At 37.6% G+C, this 18,162-nt stretch carries 8 protein-coding genes; 1 reads left to right on the forward strand and 7 read right to left on the reverse strand.

The features are described from left to right. Nucleotides 1-200 precede the first annotated feature (200 nt). Nucleotides 201-11,090, forward strand: coding sequence for an SLAP domain-containing protein (locus LACWKB8_RS07285; protein ID WP_166484952.1), 10,890 nt, complete (start codon nt 201-203; stop codon nt 11,088-11,090). Between the two features lie 159 nt (nt 11,091-11,249). Here LACWKB8_RS07285 and glmU read toward each other — a convergent pair whose 3' ends face one another. The 7 genes from glmU to metG all read right to left on the reverse strand — a co-directional run bounded on the left by glmU (nt 11,250) and on the right by metG (nt 18,158). Further along, the gene (gene glmU, locus LACWKB8_RS07290) at nt 11,250-12,635 is read right to left on the reverse strand and encodes a bifunctional UDP-N-acetylglucosamine diphosphorylase/glucosamine-1-phosphate N-acetyltransferase GlmU (RefSeq protein WP_038524007.1); all 1,386 of its coding nucleotides are present in this window, start codon (nt 12,633-12,635) and stop codon (nt 11,250-11,252) included. 61 nt (nt 12,636-12,696) lie between these two features. Then, a complete protein-coding gene (gene purR / locus LACWKB8_RS07295; protein WP_038524010.1) occupies nt 12,697-13,527 on the reverse strand; it encodes a pur operon repressor in 831 nt (276 codons plus the stop codon). A 130-nt stretch (nt 13,528-13,657) separates the two neighbouring features. Next, nucleotides 13,658-13,891: a Veg family protein gene (locus LACWKB8_RS07300; protein ID WP_038524013.1), complete on the reverse strand. Its 234-nt coding sequence runs from the start codon at nt 13,889-13,891 to the stop codon at nt 13,658-13,660. Nucleotides 13,892-13,975: 84 nt separating this feature from the next. Further along, complete coding sequence (gene rsmA / locus LACWKB8_RS07305) at nt 13,976-14,869, reverse strand: 16S rRNA (adenine(1518)-N(6)/adenine(1519)-N(6))-dimethyltransferase RsmA (protein ID WP_038524016.1); 894 nt, start codon at nt 14,867-14,869, stop codon at nt 13,976-13,978. Next, nucleotides 14,859-15,428, reverse strand: coding sequence for a ribonuclease M5 (gene rnmV / locus LACWKB8_RS07310; RefSeq protein ID WP_038524019.1), 570 nt, complete (start codon nt 15,426-15,428; stop codon nt 14,859-14,861). Before rnmV ends, rsmA begins: the two co-directional genes overlap by 11 nt. After that, a complete protein-coding gene (locus LACWKB8_RS07315) occupies nt 15,415-16,182 on the reverse strand; it encodes a TatD family hydrolase (RefSeq protein WP_038524022.1) in 768 nt (255 codons plus the stop codon). Before LACWKB8_RS07315 ends, rnmV begins: the two co-directional genes overlap by 14 nt. Further along, nucleotides 16,182-18,158, reverse strand: coding sequence for a methionine--tRNA ligase (metG, locus tag LACWKB8_RS07320; RefSeq protein ID WP_038524024.1), 1,977 nt, complete (start codon nt 18,156-18,158; stop codon nt 16,182-16,184). Before metG ends, LACWKB8_RS07315 begins: the two co-directional genes overlap by 1 nt. Nucleotides 18,159-18,162: the final 4 nt, after the last annotated feature.

The following is an 18,162-nucleotide window of genomic DNA, read 5'->3' on the forward strand; positions in this document are numbered from 1 at the left end:
TTAGTTATAAAAATTTTGTTATCTAAATTATAAGAAGCATTGTATTTTTAAGTCCTGTTATGTATAAACTAATGATATTATAATCGCAATAATTGACATTTATATAGGCATCTACTAAATTGATAATTGTATAGTAGTTGAAAATAAGAAAGGACATTTGTATGTTAGGAAAGAATAATAACAATGAACGGGTGAAAAAAATGGCAATGCAAGCTAAGCAAGACCATTTCTCAATTCGTAAATTGAGTATTGGCGCTGCCTCAGTATTGCTTGGCTTTACTTACCTAGGACTTAGCAGTAAAACAGTTAGTGCCGATACTGTTATTCCACCCCAACAAATAAGCAAAAAGTCAAAAGTAACAGCAAAAATTGACGCTCAGGCAACTCTCACTCCTACCCCTAGGGATGATGCTGCTCAAAATTCAGCTACTGCTACTAATAATATGACTAAAACCACTAAGCCAGAAAGCGAACCCAATTTAGGAACGTTTTCTGGCTTAAGTTCTTTTTTAAGGGAAAATAGCAGCAACAATGAGCAAAGTAACACAGAGGTTAAAACGGACGGCGAAGACACCAATGCGATTAAAGGTGACAACCAGAATTCCGTCACTGGCAATGTGCAAAACGATAATGAGCAGAGCGACCAAGATAAAACGGCTGATCCTACCGCAGTTGATACTGCAGATAGGGATCAAACCGAGCAAAAGCAAGACAGTTTAACTTCTAAAATCACCAATAGAGATTTAAGAGATGTTGGCGAAAAAAGAAGCGTAGGTAACTGGAAGGACTTTATTAGTGCTCTAACAGACAGTAGTGTAAGCGAGATCGATATCACCAATAATATTAGTGCTGACAAAGACAAACGCCACTCCTATTTTCAAGGCAGAAAATTATTAATTAAGTCTGCTGGTAATGCGAAGTACACTCTTGACTTCAAGGGTATCGATCCCGCTCTTGCCAGTAATTCTTCTTTAGATATGACTTACGAAAACCTGATACTGAAGAGTACTAACTATTATGGTGTCATTAATACCTCTAATATGAATAGAGACCAAAAAGCTAGAGTTACTTTTAAAAATATTGTCTTTTATGGTTCACAGTTAGTCTTTACCAGAAATAATACCGATATTATTTTTGAAGGACAAATTCACGCGGAAACTGTCAAAATTCCAAGTAGTGTCGGTTGGTTATTTGATGGTAGCAATCAGCAACTTTTAGAATTTACCAATAGCAATAATAGCATTACTTTTAAAGCGGGTTGCCACTTTGACGGTTCAACATTTGGCGGTACCTTGATTGAAATGAGAGGAGTAGGCAACTCCTTAAATGTTGAAGAAGGAGCAGTTGTTAACTTAACCCCACTTAAAACGTACGACGGCACAAATGGTGCTAATAACAGTGAACACGGCAATCCAGTCAGTGCCATCTTTATTAGTGATGATGCACAAGTAACTGTTCATGGTCAAGTGAACATTAACATCGGACAAAGTGAAGGAATTAATTATGCGGGCAAACAAAATAACGGTCAAGCCAGAGCTATTTACCTAGATAATGCCAAATCAAAAGTTAATATTGGTAGAGGCGGCATTATTAACGTCAACACAAATGGTAATATTTCTACAAGAGATAAACAAAATTTGATTTATATTGGGGGTGACTTTGCCATTAACTCCGGCGGAGCTCTCAAGATTACTGGGCAAAACATGGGCAATTATACTGGTTCGCTAGTGCAAATTGATGGTACAGCCAATGTCCAAAACGGTGGTTTTGAAATTCAATTAGTTGGTAATGCCGGTACAGGTGCAATAAAGCTGGTTGATGTGGCAAACACCGGGCAATTGATTGTCAATAACCCAACATCTCTTGTTTTAGATGCTCATCTGAACAACAATGACCGCACCAGCATTATCGGTGATAATAAAATAACTGTCACAAATGTTCGCCAGTCCTTAAACCTTAGTGATCTTTTGAATGGATCAGTTGATAGCAACAACAATATAGTGCTACCGCCATTCCATGTCTTACAAGTAGAAAAAACCGCTAAAACTGTTGCAGTTAACAATTTGGAAGTATTAAACGGTCAAAGGATCTTCGACTTAGAAAAAGCCAAAAAAGATAGTCCACAGCTTAATGCTATTCTCAATAATGCGCCTAAAAACTTCCAGAAATTGCTGCAAAATTACAATCATCAAAGCTATGACCTGCTCTTTCGAGCCATCGTTGAAGCAGCTTTTTCCAGTAAAGATAACCCAGGCTACAATAACATCAGATTTACACCAGCCAATCAAAGCGGTTTCTTAGATATTGACCCAGAAGATGTAACAGTAACCAGTCAAGAAGATGGTTCAAAACTAGTCAAAGGTCATGTATTATACTATGATCCTGCAAAAGATGGTCCTGATAGTGATAACTTTTTTAAAAATATCTTACCTGGCGGTACTGAAGCCTATGTTTTAGCCAAGTTTAAAGATAGTGGTGTATACAAAAATGGTCAAGCTGTTATTGATTCCACAATAGCTAATCCATACGCTAAAACAGTTGATACTTATCGCGGTGAAGCAAATGATTTGGCATTTTTACCAACAAAATTTGCCGCTAAAGTAGCTCCAGATGGCACCTTTACCATTACTATTCCTGCTGAAATTACTACTAAAATGGCTAAAGACGCTACAATTCAACTAACTCCTCATGCGAATTTTATTGAATATAGTCCCTTAGATATTGCCAGTGGCGTTCGCCCTACTACAGTTAGTCTAGGGATTAAACCATTTAGTGAAATACAACAAGAAGCAGCTCAGGCAATTAAAGATGCTATTAGCACAGCTAAAGCCAATAAGCCAAATAACTTGACTGCAGATCAGGAAAAAGCATTCACTGACGCACTGAATGAAGCCGCTAAGTATGCTGCAAATAGTACAGACAGCAACTATGATTCCGGCAAATCAGTTTACGGAGTGCAACCTTCCAAGACTGCAATTAGCGAAGTAAATAATAGAAAAATGACCGTTTTAGACTTGGTAGAAAAGGCTGTACAAACGGCTAAAGGTCAAGCAGAGTATGAAAATGCCAAAAAGGATGCAAAAGATAAGTTAGATAGCCAGGCTAAAGAGCAAATTTCTAAGTTTCCTTCACAGTCAGAAAAAATAAATGCTGCAAAAGATAAGGCAATAAGCAATGTTGATGCTCCCGAAACAAACGCCACCAACCTCGATCAGGTGGTTAGTGACGGGATTGATGCCATCAACCAAATTGGTAAAGATTATCGTGAAAATGCCAGAACAGATATCAAACAAGCAATTTCAAACGTGGAAAATGCTATTGCTGAAGCTGCTAAAGATGACAACGTCCAATCGCCCGTTGACGAATTGATTACTGGCTTAAAAGATAGGCTAAAGCGACCAAAAGAAATCGTTGCTACCGAAGGTGATCTTGATCAAGACGATAATGAAAAAGTCATCGATAACCATCAAAAAGAAGCAACAGAAGCAATTCAAGGTATTCAGGATACTATTGCTGCCGTCAAAGCTTTAGAAGATGCTGCTAAAGAACAAATTACGCAACATGCAGATGATAAAGAAGACATTCAAGATGCCCTAAATCAGGCGATTAAAGATATTATTAGCAGCAATAATCCGAAAGAAGACGTTAATAAGGGTCTTGATCATATTAAGGGTACCCATACCGGTAAGCAAAAAGACCAGGCGGCAAAAGATATTAATGAAGCAGCTGCCCAAGCTAAAGAGCGGATTAAAAACTCTGGTTTATCTGAGGATGAACAAAAACAATATCTTGATGAAATAGACCAAGTGATTGTCGATACGACAACTACAACTGGTGATACCAGTAAATCTATTTACGGCACTGATGATGACGAAATTATCAATAAGAGAAAAGCTGCTGCTGAAAGTTTAATCAATAAAGCTGCTGCTAAATCAGAAATTGTTGGTTATACCAGAGGCTATGAAAATGTCCTCGGCAAAGTAGACAATGCCGAGACAGCTATGGCGGATGCATTAAGTGCAATTGATAAAATTGAAGATAATGCTGCCAGTAGCCAAAATATTACCCAAATACTAAAATCGACAAAGGATAATATTTTAAACGCTTTTAAAGAAGATGCTAAAGCACAAGTTAATGCAGATGCAGATACTGCTAAGACCAACTTAGGAGTAACTAAAGAAACTAATATTGATGACGCAGTCACCAATGCCGGTAACACGATTGACAGTCACAATTCTGCCACTGATATTAAACAAGACATTATTAACGGTAAAAAGAATGTTTTAGACGCTTATAAGACGGATGCTAAAGCGCAAGTTAAACAAGACGCAGATGAAGCAAAAAGTAATTTAGGGGTTGACCAAGAAACTAATATTGATAACGCGGTCACTAATGCTGCCAACACGATTGATAGCCATGATTCACTTACCGATATTAAACAAGACATCATTGATGGTAAAAAGAATGTTTTAGACGCCTATAAAACTGCTGCTAAAAACCAACTAGAAGCAATCAAAAAAGATGTTATAGCTAAAATTCAAAATAACCCTAACTTAACGGCTAAAAATAAAGATGAAGCTGTAAATAAAGCCAATGATTTGCTTACTGGAGATCAGGGATATTACGACCGCATTGATAACGGAGAAACTCCAGCAGACATTGACAAAGCTACCAAAGAAGGTACTGCTGCATTAAACGATTTGCTTAACGAACAGAACATCAAGGGCCAACGCAATCAAGCTATTACGGATATTCAAACTGCTAGAGACAAAGCAATTGCTGAAATTAAGGGCAATAAGAACCTGAGTGACGCGGATAGTACTAAGTATCAAAATCTAATTAACGCTGCAGCAGATAAAGGGATTGCCAATGTTTCTCAGGACGAAGATGAAAATGCAATTGAAACAGATCGAGACAATGCTATTAAAAATATTACAGACTATCAGAATAATGCCGCGAATGCTGCTACGAATAATTTAGATCAACAACGTCAAACTGCAATTACAGAAATTGAAAATGCAGCTCAAGCAGCTAAAGACAAAATTGATGGCTTTGCTGACTCCGATTTAAGCCCAGAAGATAAACAACATTTTAAAGAACTGATTGCTAAAGACTTAGCTAATGCCAAACCCGAAATTAATGCAGCTAAAGACACTGATGGTATTAATTCTGCCAAGCAAGCTGCTAAAGATAGTATCAACAAGGACTTGGCAGCTGCTCAATTGGCGGTCGCTAAATCTCAAGCAAATAGAGCTTTGCAAGCCGAGAGAGAAAAGGACTTAGCCACTATTAATCAGGCTTTTGAAGATAATAAAATCAATAGCGAGCAAAAAGACGCCTTAACAAGTAAGATTAATGGCTTCTACGAAACAGCAACTAACAAGGTTTATAGTGACTTTACCAATGATCAAGTAGTTAAAGATAGAGATGACGGCGTTGCTGCTATGGCTAGTGTTGCTGGCAGTATTGCAAGCGAAGAAGCAAAATTCTTAGAGCAACAAAAAGATGACGCATTAACTAACCAAGATACTGGACTAAACGTTTTAGCTGAAAAAATTCGTGCGGATATCGAACAAAATCCTAACCTTTCCGGTCAAGAAAAGAATAACTATTATGGAGAAATTGCTACAGCATTAACGACAGCAAAAACTAATATTCAAAATGCCACTACTAAAGAAGAAATTGCTGCAGCAGCTAATGCTAGTCGCGAGGCCTTAAATAAAATTCGCAATAAAGTAGCCCTACAGTCAACTAGAAATGCTGCCCTGAAAGAATTATTGAGTGTTTACAACGATGTAAACGATAAAATTTCAGGTTTACAAAATGTCAATAGTAGTACAAAAGACGGGCTAATTAAGCAGTTAAACGATGATTACAATGATGCAGTTAACAAAGTTAAGAATGCTCCTATTGATCAAGTTGATACTGAAAAGCAAACAGGCAACGATAACATGCGTAAGGTAATCCGGGATGCTCAAAGCCTTGATACCAATATTAATAACGCCAAGAACGAAATTGATAAAATTGCTACACAAGCAATTGACAACATTAATCAGTCTTCAATGTCTGATGCTGATAAGAGCATGACTATCTCAAAAATAAATGACGAACGGGATAAGGCTAAGCAAAATATAGAGTTGCAAAAGACTAATGATGCAGTTGATCAAGCTAAAAGCGACGGCAAAAATGCTATTGACCAAGTAGTAGCAGATGCTACTGCTGCGGATTTGGCAGAGGCCAAAAATAACAGCAAAAAAACTATAGAAGACGCAGCTCGTGAAGCAATTAATAGGTTGAATTCCTCCTATAATTCGCTGAGCGAAGAAGAACAGGCTGACGCTAAACCCCGATATGATCAGGCAATCACAGCTATTAATCAGGCTGCTGCTGATGCCATCAGCAAATTACAAAACGTCAAAAGCAAAAATGACGTCAATAAAATAACTACCGATACTATTACTGCCATTAATAAAGCTGAAGCAAGTGGCAACTTGGCAATTACCAAAGCGCAAGCTAGAAAAGCTATTAAAGATGCCGCAAACGAAGTCAAGAATAGCCTGAAAGATAAGGCAGATCAAGATAGCGTTGATTCAATTATTGATACTGCTAATTCAGCCATTGATGCGGCCGAAGAAAGTAATTCAGTCTTGGACATTAAAGATACTGCTATTAAGCAAATAAAAGCTATTAAGTCTACTGCAGATGATAAATATGCTCAGGAAATTAAACAGGCTAAAGCCGCTGCCATTAAAAAGCTTACTGAAGAACTCAACGGTCAAACTAATAATCCTGATGTCCTGGGAATCTTATCTCAAATTGACCAAATTGCAGGTTTAAGCGACGAAGAAAAGGACAAATATAAGAGTCAGGCAACGGATGCTAAAAATTTAGCTGTTAACCAAGTTAATGGTCAACAAACTGAAACCGATATAGATTCTGCTAAGAATACTGGAATTATTAACATTGATAAAGCTTTAAGTGCTGCCCAATTACAAGCTGCTAAGAATAATGCCAATAAATATTTAGAAGATATTGCCGAAACAGCTAAGAATGATATCAATAGTATTGACCAGTCAGCCTTAAGTGATGATGAAAAAGCCAAATTGATTGAACAAATCAATTCAAATAAAGAAACGGCTATCCAAAATATTAATCAAGCGCAAACTCCGGCTGAAGTTGAAAAAGCTAAAGCAGCAGGCGAAGGTGCAATTAATGGTATGGTGCAAAATGCCAAGAATAATGCTGCTTTACTGGAAGAACAAAATGTCGCATACAATAAACTAGTTGAACAAGCGCAGAAATTAAACCAACGATTAAACGATGACTTGTTGCAAAATAAACTTGATCAAAGTCAGGTTGACGAATTAAGCAATGCTATTAGCGCAGCTTTAAGCACTGCTAAAACCAAGATTTCTGCTGCAACTGCTCAAGATAAAATCAATGATGCCAGAAGTAAAAGTGAGACTACTCTTAACAACATTGGCAGTGATATTGATAAAGAAGAAGCCTTAACTAAAGCTCTAAACGATCTACAAACTGCTGCCACTAGCGCTAAAGCTAAAGCTGATAAAACTGAAGACAGAGCTGTCGCTGACAAAATGAAAGCCCAAATAGACCAAGAGCAAAAGAAAGCTGCTGCTAATATTATTGCCGCTAGAAATAATAAGCAAAACACTATTACGCAAATTCAAACAGCTGCAAGTGAAGGCATTACCACAATTAGCAAATTAGGTGATGACTTTGATAATAAAAATCAAATAGTTAAGAGCCTGAAAGAATATGCTGCAAGTGCCAAAACTGATGTTGATGGTTTAGACTTAGCCGGTAATGATGTCGCTAGCGGATATAATGATATTGAAAGAGTTTTAAATAACTTTATTAGTTTAATTTATGCCGGTACAAGTGATAAGCTGTCGCAGTTAGAACAAGATGCCAAAACAAATATTGATCAGGCCAAGTTGCCTAGTCAACTGACTGCGGAAAAAAATAATCTGATTAACAAGTTTAAGGAATACCTTAAAAATAAAGGGGAAATTGCCAGTGTGGCAACTAATCTAGAGCAAGAGCAAATTGAAGAACTGCAAAAGCAACTTGATGAAGCCGTCAATAGAACCATAGATAAGATTGCGGGTGTTAAACTTGAGAATACTTACGAAAATGCACTAGCACAAGCTCAAAATGCCCAACAAGGTAAAGCTCAACAGGATGAAATTCCTAATTTCGGTAAAAAAGAAATTGACCGTATTTTCCAAGTTGCGCAAGAAAAAGCCGAAATAGTCAAAGCTAAACAAGAAGCAATCTCTCAGGTCGAACAAGCTCAAAAAGAAGCAAATGATGCAATAGAAAAATCAGGTTTGTCACCAGAGGATCAGCAAAAGCAGAAAGACCAAATAAAAACTATTGTTGAGCAAGCAAAAACTGACATTAATTCTGTTCAACAATCTGAAACAGAGGCTAAGGACCAAATAAATGGCAAACGAGATCAAGCAGTTGACAAGTTCAATGCTATTAAAGATCAAGCTGCCCTAGCTGGTCAAAAGACAAAAGCTGAAGATATTCTAAAGGATAAACAGACTAAGGCCCATAATATAATTGATCAATCTCAGTTAACTGCTGAGCAGAAGAAGGCAGCTAAAGCTGCAATTGATGAAGCTTATCAACAGAGTTTCCAGAATATAGAAAAGGCTACAGCAATTAGCGACATCCCAGATGAAGCAAACATTGGTCAAAATATTGATCGTTTGTTAACAAAACCTGAAACTGGCACGGAACCAGAATGGTTTAATGATGAACAAAAAAATGCTCTTGCAGGTGCTGATGGAGTAATTGGCATTAACGACGCCTACACTACACTAAAAGACAGATTAAAAGAAAAACTGGCTCAAGAAGTGCTAGATCGTATTGATGAACAAATAAAAGCTATTGACGAAGCTAAAAATATCCAGACTGCCAGTGCCGCTTATGATGAGGCAATGACTATCATCAACAAGGAAAATGCTAAAGCTGACATTGACGAAGAAGCTGATAAGGTTACTAAAGAAATTGACGGTAATGATAAATTATCAACTGAATCAAAAGACAGGCTAAAAGAGCAAATTAAAGATGATAGCCAAAAGGCCAAGGACAAAATTGATGCAGTTACTGCTCCTAAAGGTGATACATCAGGCAAAAAGGACCAGATTGATAAAATCACCGAAACCGCCAAAGATGATATTAACAGTGCCGGTAATGCTGCCAAAAATGAATCCATTAGTTTACTTAAAGTAGAGGCAAATAACGATTTGGCTGATAAACACCAAAAAGCAGTTGCTGAACTAAAAGACAAGTTTGGTGAAAATGCCGATACCACCAGCGTTGATCAAGCATACCAGGAGCATTCACGTGTCAATGGAGATTCACCTGCAGATATTGCAGCTGATAAGATTGCAGCTGAAAAAGAAATAGCTAAAGGTTCAGTAATTGACACTGCTACTAACGCTAAAAAGCAAGTTGATAAATTAAAACATCAGGATGGTAACGATTATACTGATACTGAAAAACAGGCAATAAAAGACCGCATTGACCAAGAAGCAGCTAAAGCCAACTCGGATCAAACGGGTACTATTGCTCAAGCTCAGGATTCTACTGGAATAGAAACTGCCAGAAAGGATGCAGTTGACAAGATAAGCAGTATTATTGTAAGTGATAGTAAAGAACTTGAAGATGTTTTAAACAACAATAGCAAAGTGCAAGAAGAAAGACTGAAAGCCGCCTATGATTCCGCTGTTAAGGGTCTTACAGACAGGTTTAAGGATAAAGCCAACACCACTAGTGTTGATCAAGCATACGAAAATGCTAAAGATGCGCTCAATGATCCTGCCAACGCGGATAAACTCGCTGCAACAGAATTAGCTGGTGAAAAGGCAATTGCTGCTGGGGCCCTTGCGGAGGCACAAAAAGCAGCTACAAGTGAAATTCAGACCACTGGCAAATACACTGAGCAAGAAAAGAAAGCTATTATTAACCAAATTAATACTGATCTGAATACTGCAAATAATGCGCTTAATCAGCCTGAGGTTAATGACAGTCAGACAATTACTAAACTGCGTGATGATGCTATTAACCAAATTTATCTTGATGCTACAGATTCTGCTACCATTGACCATATTCTTCATGATAATAGTCAGCACGAAAATAATCATAGCTCTACTACTCAATCTGTCCCTGCCCCAGTTGACAATAAACCTGTTGATAATACTGGCAAGGAAGAAAAAGAAAAACCAGAACTTGATTTAAGCCATAGCGAAGAATTGGCTTTAATGCACAATGCCTACCTATATGACGAAAAAGGTCAACGAGCCAATAAGGTTGTCCTTGGTGCCGGTTCAATCATTACTTCGTATGGTATAAAAGAAATTAACGGGAAACACTATTACATTCTGGTTGATCGAGGCAATAGGAACCAAGTCTACTATGTTGCTATTGGCAATGTAGTTTCAACCAGTCGAAAATTAAAACATAATGCTTATGTTTACAATAAACATGGCAAACGAATTAAGAAAGCGGGTGTATTAAGAAAAGGCAATAATATTAATACGTATGGCAGCGCAGTAACCATTCGAGGCAAGAAGTACTTCATTATTGCTCAAAACCGTTTTGTTAAGGCTGCAAATATTGTGATTCAAAAAACTGCAGTTACAGCTATTACAGCAGCTCTGGTCAATGAACCTGTGACTGAAAAGCAGCAACCGGTGGTCGAAAAGACTATTATGCATAATTCATATCTGTATGATCAAAACGGCAAACGTGCTAATAAACTGATTATTCTTGCAGGCTCAACTGTTAATACGGTTAATTTCCAAATGATTAATAATAAAGGCTACTACATGTTAGACGATGACTTATTCATTGCCGCTGCAAATATTGACGCTAAGAAACTTAAGCTGAAGCATAATGCTTACATTTACAGTCAACACGGTATTCGGATAAGTAAAAAAGTTTTGCATAAACATAAAGTTGTCAAAACATACGGCAGCGCAGTCAGAATCAACAATAAGAAATATTATATTATTGCTAAAAACAAATATGTTGAGCAAGCTAACTTTAAATAGTTAACTTAGTTTAAATAAAATAGCCCTTGAGTTATTGAAACTCTAGGGCTATTTATTTTCTTAACAAAATTAAAAAGAGTTGGCAGATTTCATTAGCGTGATTAATTTTTCAGATTAACACATTTATTCCAACTCTTTTTATTTAAAATTATAGCTAACCTATTTCCATTCAGGATCGTTTGCAAGCGGCAATTTATGCCAGTAATCTGGTTTATTTACCTGCCGGCCACGTGCAATTGCCATATCATATTTAGCTACGTTTTTAGTAATCGTTGAATCCGCGGCAACAAAAGCATGATCAGCGATATTAACCGGAGCAACCAAAGTAGCACCCGAACCAATAAAGGCGCGATCACCTACAGTGGTGTGTTCTTTTTTAACGCCATCATAATTAGCAAAAATAGTGCCGCAACCAACATTAACGTCACGACCTAAAGTTGCATCCCCAACATAAGTTAAATGGCCAACTTTAGAATTCTCACCAATTTCAGCATTTTTAATTTCTACAAAATTGCCGATATGTACGCCCTTGCGAATAATTGCTTTAGGCCTCAAATGGGAATTTGGACCAATATCGGAAAAATCAGCCATTTCTGCTTCTTCAATAGTAGATGAGGTGACAGTAACATGATTGCCTATTTTCGAATCAACTATGCGTGAGCCGGAAGCGATTATAGATCCTGAACCAATCTCTGTATTGCCCTTAATAACCACATTTCCTTCAATTTGAGTATCACAACCAATTTTAACATCTGCATCAATATAAGCTGTGGCAGGATCAATAAAGGTAACTCCATTTGCCATGTGCTTTTCGTTAATTCGTTTTTGCATCAGCTGATTAGCTTGAGCTAAAGCAGAGCGATCATTGACACCAATGCTCTCGGTATAGTCACGCATTTTGTAAGCACCAATTCTTTGTCCTTGGCGGCGTAAAATTTCCAAAACATCAGTTAAATAATATTCACCTTGGGCATTATGGTTATTGACCTGTTTTAGGGCTTTGAAAAGCTGTTTATTGTCAAAGCAAAAAACACCAGTATTAATTTCGTTGATTTTTAATTCATCGAATGTCCCGTCTTTTTGCTCTACAATTCTTAAGACATTATCCTGTTCATCCCGGATAATACGGCCATAGCCATAAGGATCAGGAGCCTGAGCAGTTAATACTGTAGCTGCATTGCCCTTACTTTGGTGATAGTCAAATAATTTTTGAAAAGTTTGGCTTGTAAATAATGGCGTATCACCAGTTATTACTAATGTCGCACCATCTTGATCTGCCAGTTTATCTGCAGCGGTTAAGACAGCATCTCCTGTTCCTAACTGTTTTTTTTGCAAAGCAAATTCAGACTTGCCCGCAAGAACTTTTTTTACTTCTTCTGCACCATTACCAACAATTGTAACTATTTTATCCGGTTTAATTGCCTTAGCTGCATCTACCACATATTCGACCATAGCCTTGCCGCACACTTGGTGTAAAACCTTATATAGTTTTGACTTCATGCGTGTTCCCTTGCCAGCCGCCAGAACAACTACGAATTTTTTCATTAACTTCAGCCTCTTTTATATTCTTGAATAATAATTATCATTTAGTATATCATTTCTTAAACTAAAAGCGGTCAAAATCCGTGTGTGCAACTAATGAACCAGGTTCTGCCATAATAACTTTTTTCTTGTCATCTACTCGTTTAATTTTAACTAAAGAAAGGTGCCCTTCAATTAATTTAACATCATCAAAATCTGCTTCGCATAATACACAAACTCCAGCAATGTTACTATTGAATTCTTTGACTAATTGTTGCATACCAGTCAAGGTACCACCTGCCATCATAAAGTCATCTACTAGCAGAACATTGGAATTTTCTTTTAATACCCTAGTCGGTAATTCCATTTTGGAAACACGATCAAGCGAAGAAGAAATATAATTTACAGATACGGTTGCCCCCTCAGTCACTTTTGAACGCTTGCGCGCAATTATAAAAGGAACATTTAAGTAACGTGCAACTGCTTGAGCTAGTGCAATTCCTTTAGTTTCGATAGTCATCACAATATCAATATTTGAATAAGCATAACGTGTTGCAATTAATTTGCCAATCTTATCCAAGTCTTCCGGATTACCTAAAATATCTGAAAGGTAAACGAACCCTCCAGCCAAAATACGATCTGGGTCTTCAATCCGTGTTGCCAATTCATTTAGATAGTTTTGAGCGTGCTTTTTACCCCAAAAAGGAATATAACGCACACCTCCAGCCGCTCCTGCTACAGTTTCTAATATGCCATCTTGATTATTTGCTAATGTATGTTTTAAAATTGCAAGATCCTCTGAAATTGATGATTTTGCTGCACCATACCTTTTTGCAAAAAATGGCAGCGGAATTAAGTCATGTGGTCGTTCCATTAAATATTTAGTCATATCTACTAATCTCTCTGAACGTTTCATAGAATCTCCTTTCTATTGTTTGTCTTTTGCCAGTTACTACTATACACTCAACCGCAAAAAAAGGCACTAACATTTTACCAAATGTTAATGCCAAAAGATATAAATTTTAGACGGTCAGCTTTTTAGCTGATTAATCGAACTTTAAAGTAATGTTTTTGGTTAACAAATCCGTGTAACTGTATGAAACATGTTTAAAATTATTTGAATCTTGATCTAGGTCAACCACAAAAACTGCGGGAAAAGTCTCCTTTAAAACTCCTCGTCTTTTGGTAACCTTCTTACGTCCTGCTCTTGCAACTACAGTTAACGAATCACCTAAATGTGAATCCAGCTTACTCTTAATGGTCATAATAGATGTTGGCAATGAAAACAACTCCTTTGAGTTGTATTTTACCACTTTATTATTATTTTTTCAATTCTTTTTAAAAACAACCCCAGAATATTTTCGTCATTTTTTAACCGGCACATTGCGGGCAATTTCCACAAACTGCTTCAGTGTCAACTGTTCTGGTCGAACCCGCTCATCAACTCCTAAAGAGCTAATTAGGCGCAACCGTTTTGTACTGTCAGGCAGAAGTGTTTTTAAATTATTATTTAATGTCTTGCGTCTTTGTGCAAAACACATTTTAACCACCCAGTTAAAATGTGCGGGATTATCAATTTTTATTTTACTTTCTTCTGGCAGAGGCTTTAATACCACTACACTTGAATCAACCTTAGGTCTAGGAATAAAGGAGCTGCTTTTAACCGTCAAAAATGACTTTACGCTCATTTCCGCTTGAACCGCAATTGTCAACGGACCATAGTCTTTTGTTCCAGCATGTGCGCTCAAGCGTTCTGCTACTTCTTTTTGCATCATTAAAGTTAAGTTTGAAAATTGCAACGAAGAATTATTAAGGAAGAAAATGATGGGTGTCGTAATGTAATACGGTAAATTTGCGACTACTTTAATAGGCTTAGCAAGGTCAAAAAATCCCGCTAAATCTTCTGTAAAGTCAGCTTTTAAAATGTCTTTCATTTTTAATTTAAAAAGCTGGTCAAGAGGCTGCCCGTTGACTTTAGCGGGTAATTCGTTATGCAAAATCTCTTTTAGATTCTCATCCACTTCATAGGCAAAAACTTTGGCCCCTGCAATTAGTAGTTGCTCAGTTAAAGAACCAATTCCTGGTCCTATTTCAATTACCTGATCACCAGGTTGAATTGCTGCTGCTTTTACTATGCCTTGCAGTGCAGCCAAATCTACTAAAAAATTTTGACCCAAATTCTTTTTAGCACGCATGAAATAGCGGTTAATAATTGCCTGCGTTCTAATTGGAGAGCCAATAGGAATTTCATTGCTCATTTTTAGCCTCCTCAACTGCTTGTTCTAATGTAGAAAGCGAAATACCGAACGTTTGTAATCGTTGGTAAAACTGCTTAGCATTGCCGTAACCAATTCGCAGTTTAATCCCCACTCGCTCACGCAATTTACGAGAATTAGCTCCACTAGTTAAACCAAGTTTTTGATATTTTTCTTTTGTCAAATCACTACTTGGCTGCTTGTTTTCGTGCAAATCCGATAAGGCTTTGGCAAGAGCTTCTTTAGAGGCATGTTCAACGCCTAAAGAGTTGCCCTTCTTCTGAGGCTCCCCTTCTTTGCGAGAAATAAATGCTTGTTTGGCAATTGGCACTGCGGCAGTCACCAATCGTCTTATCCGTTCACCATTTAAATCAGGATCAGTCAAAACAATTATTTCTCTTTTGGTTGCTAATTCCCGTAATTGCGTTAGTACTGTTTCTGGCACATCCGACCCGTTTGTCTCAATTGTTTCAATTCCCGGAAAAAATTGCTTAAGACGGATGGTATCATCTTTTCCTTCAACTACAACCACGGCGTTAAAATGTTTTTTAGTTAAGACCATAGACCCTCATCGTATTTTCGTATGTTGCCTGCGCAACTTCATTTAGTGAAATTCCCTTTAATTCTGCTATTGCTTTTGCCACGTAATAGACATTTCCCGGTTCATTTTGCTTGCCGCGATAGGGCTTTGGTGTTAAATATGGCGCATCAGTTTCAACCAGCAAACGATCTAAAGGAGTTTTACGCGCTGCTTCATGAACTTCTACTGCCTTCGTAAACGATACAACTCCAGAATATGAAAAGTAGACATTTAGAGCTAAAAATTTATTCAACCAGGAAACGTCCCCATTGAAACTGTGTAAAACGGCACCATATTCTAAGTTGCTGTTTTTTAAAATAGCATAACAGTCTCCAAAAGCATCTCTGGTATGAATATCTACCGGCTTTTTTAGTTCATGAGCCACTTCAACCTGTCTGGCAAAAACTTCTTTTTGAATAGCTCGAGGTGACTCGTCCCAGTAGTAATCTAAACCTACTTCACCCAGAGCCACTACACCGGGCATTTGCAGCTGTTCAATTAAAAGATCTTCTGCTTTTTGATCATAATTTTTAGCCACATCAGGGCAGTAGCCGACCATAGCATAGACCTGGTCAAAGCGCTGACTTAAATCAATTGCTCTGAGATTAAAATCAGGATCTTGTCCTGCACAAATTACCTTGGTCACACCAAGCTTTTGAGCACGATCTAAATAAAATTCTTCTTTGCCACGAAATGGTTCATCCTGTAAATGAGTATGGTTATCAATTAATTCCATTAACTTAGTTGGGCCCCAATTTCATGTTCGTCACCAACCAAAGCCAATTTTACTTCACCGTGTTTTTCACTAGAAAGCAGCATACCTTGGCTTAGATGACCTAACATTTTACGCGGCTTAAGATTAGTGACAGCCAGAACCTTTCTGCCCAGCAGCTCACTAGCATTCGGATAATATTGTCTGATACCACTTAAAATCTGTCTTTCATCGCCGTTGCCAAAATCAAGCTGGAACTGTAGCAACTTTTTAGAGCCTTGAACTGGTTCAACAGATAAGATCTTACCAACTTGGATCTTAACTTTATCAAAATCAGAAATGCTGATTTCTTTATCCTCACCTTGTTCACTGCGGCTTTGTTTCTTAGGCTTTGCCTTAGCCATTTCATCCTTAATGTATTTAATTTCTTCTTCTGGTTTTACTCGTGGGAAGATTGGTTTTGGATCAGCAACCACTTTTGTGTTCCATGCACAAGCGCCAAACTCAAGCTTTTTCAGTTCGTCATTATGCCAATCAAGTCCTAACTGACGGTACATTTCAACCGGTGTTCTCGTCATTATCGGAGCAATTAATAGGGCAATAATACGCAGACTTTCTGCCAAGTTTGACATTACCCGCGCTAATTCGGCAGTCTTGCCCTCTTTATTTAGTATCCACGGTGTTGTTTCATCAATATATTTATTTGCGCGGTTAATAAACTTCCAGATATCTTCAATCGCCTGGGTAAAGTGCAGGGTATCCATTTCTTTCTTGTAATTGGCAATCACTGTTTGGGCAGTCTGCATCAAGTCTTTACCAAAATCATCCTGATCTTGTGCTACAGGTTTTACTAAGCCATCTTGATATTGGTTAATCATTGAAACGGTTCTATTAAGTAAATTACCCAAGTCATTCGCCAAGTCATAATTTACTCGTTCTACAAAATCTTCTGGTGTAAAGACACCATCGGAGCCAAATGGTAAGGCACGCATTAAGTAATAGCGCAAAGCGTCAACACCATAGCGGCTGATTATTGATTCAGGGTAGACCGCGTTACCCTTGGACTTAGACATTTTACCGTCTTTCATTAATACCCAGCCGTGACCAATAACATGCTTAGGTAATGGTAGTCCCAAAGCCATCAACATAATAGGCCAATAAATAGTGTGGAAACGAACAATTTCCTTACCGACTAAATGAATATCAGCAGGCCAATACTTTTTAAATAAAGAGTCGTCATCTGATCCATAACCAAGCGCTGTAATATAGTTAGATAATGCGTCTATCCAAACATAAACAACGTGTTTAGGATCGCTAGGAACTGGAATACCCCAAGAAACTGTTGTTCTAGTAACAGACAAGTCTTCCAAACCAGGTTTAATAAAGTTATTAACCATTTCTTTCTCACGGGTGTGGGGCAAGATAAAGTCAGGGTGTTCTTGATAATATTGGTAAAGCCGGTCAGCGTACTTACTCATTTTGAAAAAGTATGATGGTTCTTTAACTAGTTGGACGTCGTGACCTGATGGTGCCTTACCGCCGATCACATTGCCATCATCATCTTTATAAACCTCAGCCAGTTGAGATTCAGTAAAATATTCCTCATCTTCTACTGAATACCAACCGGTATATTCGCCAAGATAGATATCACCTTGTTTTAAAAGTTGTTCGAATATTTTTTGTACGCCTTTGACGTGTTCTTGATCAGTGGTACGAATAAATTTGTCATAAGAAATGTCAAGGCTTTTCCACAGCTTTTTATAAATAACTACCATTTTATCTACAAATTCTTGCGGTTTAACTCCCTGCTTTTCAGCTTTCTGTTCAATTTTTAATCCGTGCTCATCAGTACCAGTTAAAAAGAAGGTATCGTAACCTTGGCTGCGCTTGTAGCGTGCCATCACATCAGCTGCGATTGTGGTATACGCATTACCGATAGTTAATCGGCCGGATGGATAGTAGATTGGTGTTGTGATATAAAAAGTTTTTTTATCAGCCATATTC

The organism is Lactobacillus sp. wkB8, from assembly GCF_000761135.1.
Classification (GTDB): Bacteria; Bacillota; Bacilli; order Lactobacillales; family Lactobacillaceae; genus Lactobacillus; species Lactobacillus helsingborgensis.

What these genes read in the sequence shown, in the direction of transcription:
- LACWKB8_RS07285 (WP_166484952.1), top strand. Translation starts at nt 201, where the DNA reads ATGGCAATGCAAGCTAAGCAAGACCATTTCTCAATTCGTAAATTGAGT.
- glmU (WP_038524007.1), bottom strand. Translation starts at nt 12,635, where the DNA reads ATGAAAAAATTCGTAGTTGTTCTGGCGGCTGGCAAGGGAACACGCATG.
- purR (WP_038524010.1), bottom strand. Translation starts at nt 13,527, where the DNA reads ATGAAACGTTCAGAGAGATTAGTAGATATGACTAAATATTTAATGGAA.
- rsmA (WP_038524016.1), bottom strand. Translation starts at nt 14,869, where the DNA reads ATGAGCAATGAAATTCCTATTGGCTCTCCAATTAGAACGCAGGCAATT.
- rnmV (WP_038524019.1), bottom strand. Translation starts at nt 15,428, where the DNA reads ATGGTCTTAACTAAAAAACATTTTAACGCCGTGGTTGTAGTTGAAGGA.
- LACWKB8_RS07315 (WP_038524022.1), bottom strand. Translation starts at nt 16,182, where the DNA reads ATGGAATTAATTGATAACCATACTCATTTACAGGATGAACCATTTCGT.
- metG (WP_038524024.1), bottom strand. Translation starts at nt 18,158, where the DNA reads ATGGCTGATAAAAAAACTTTTTATATCACAACACCAATCTACTATCCA.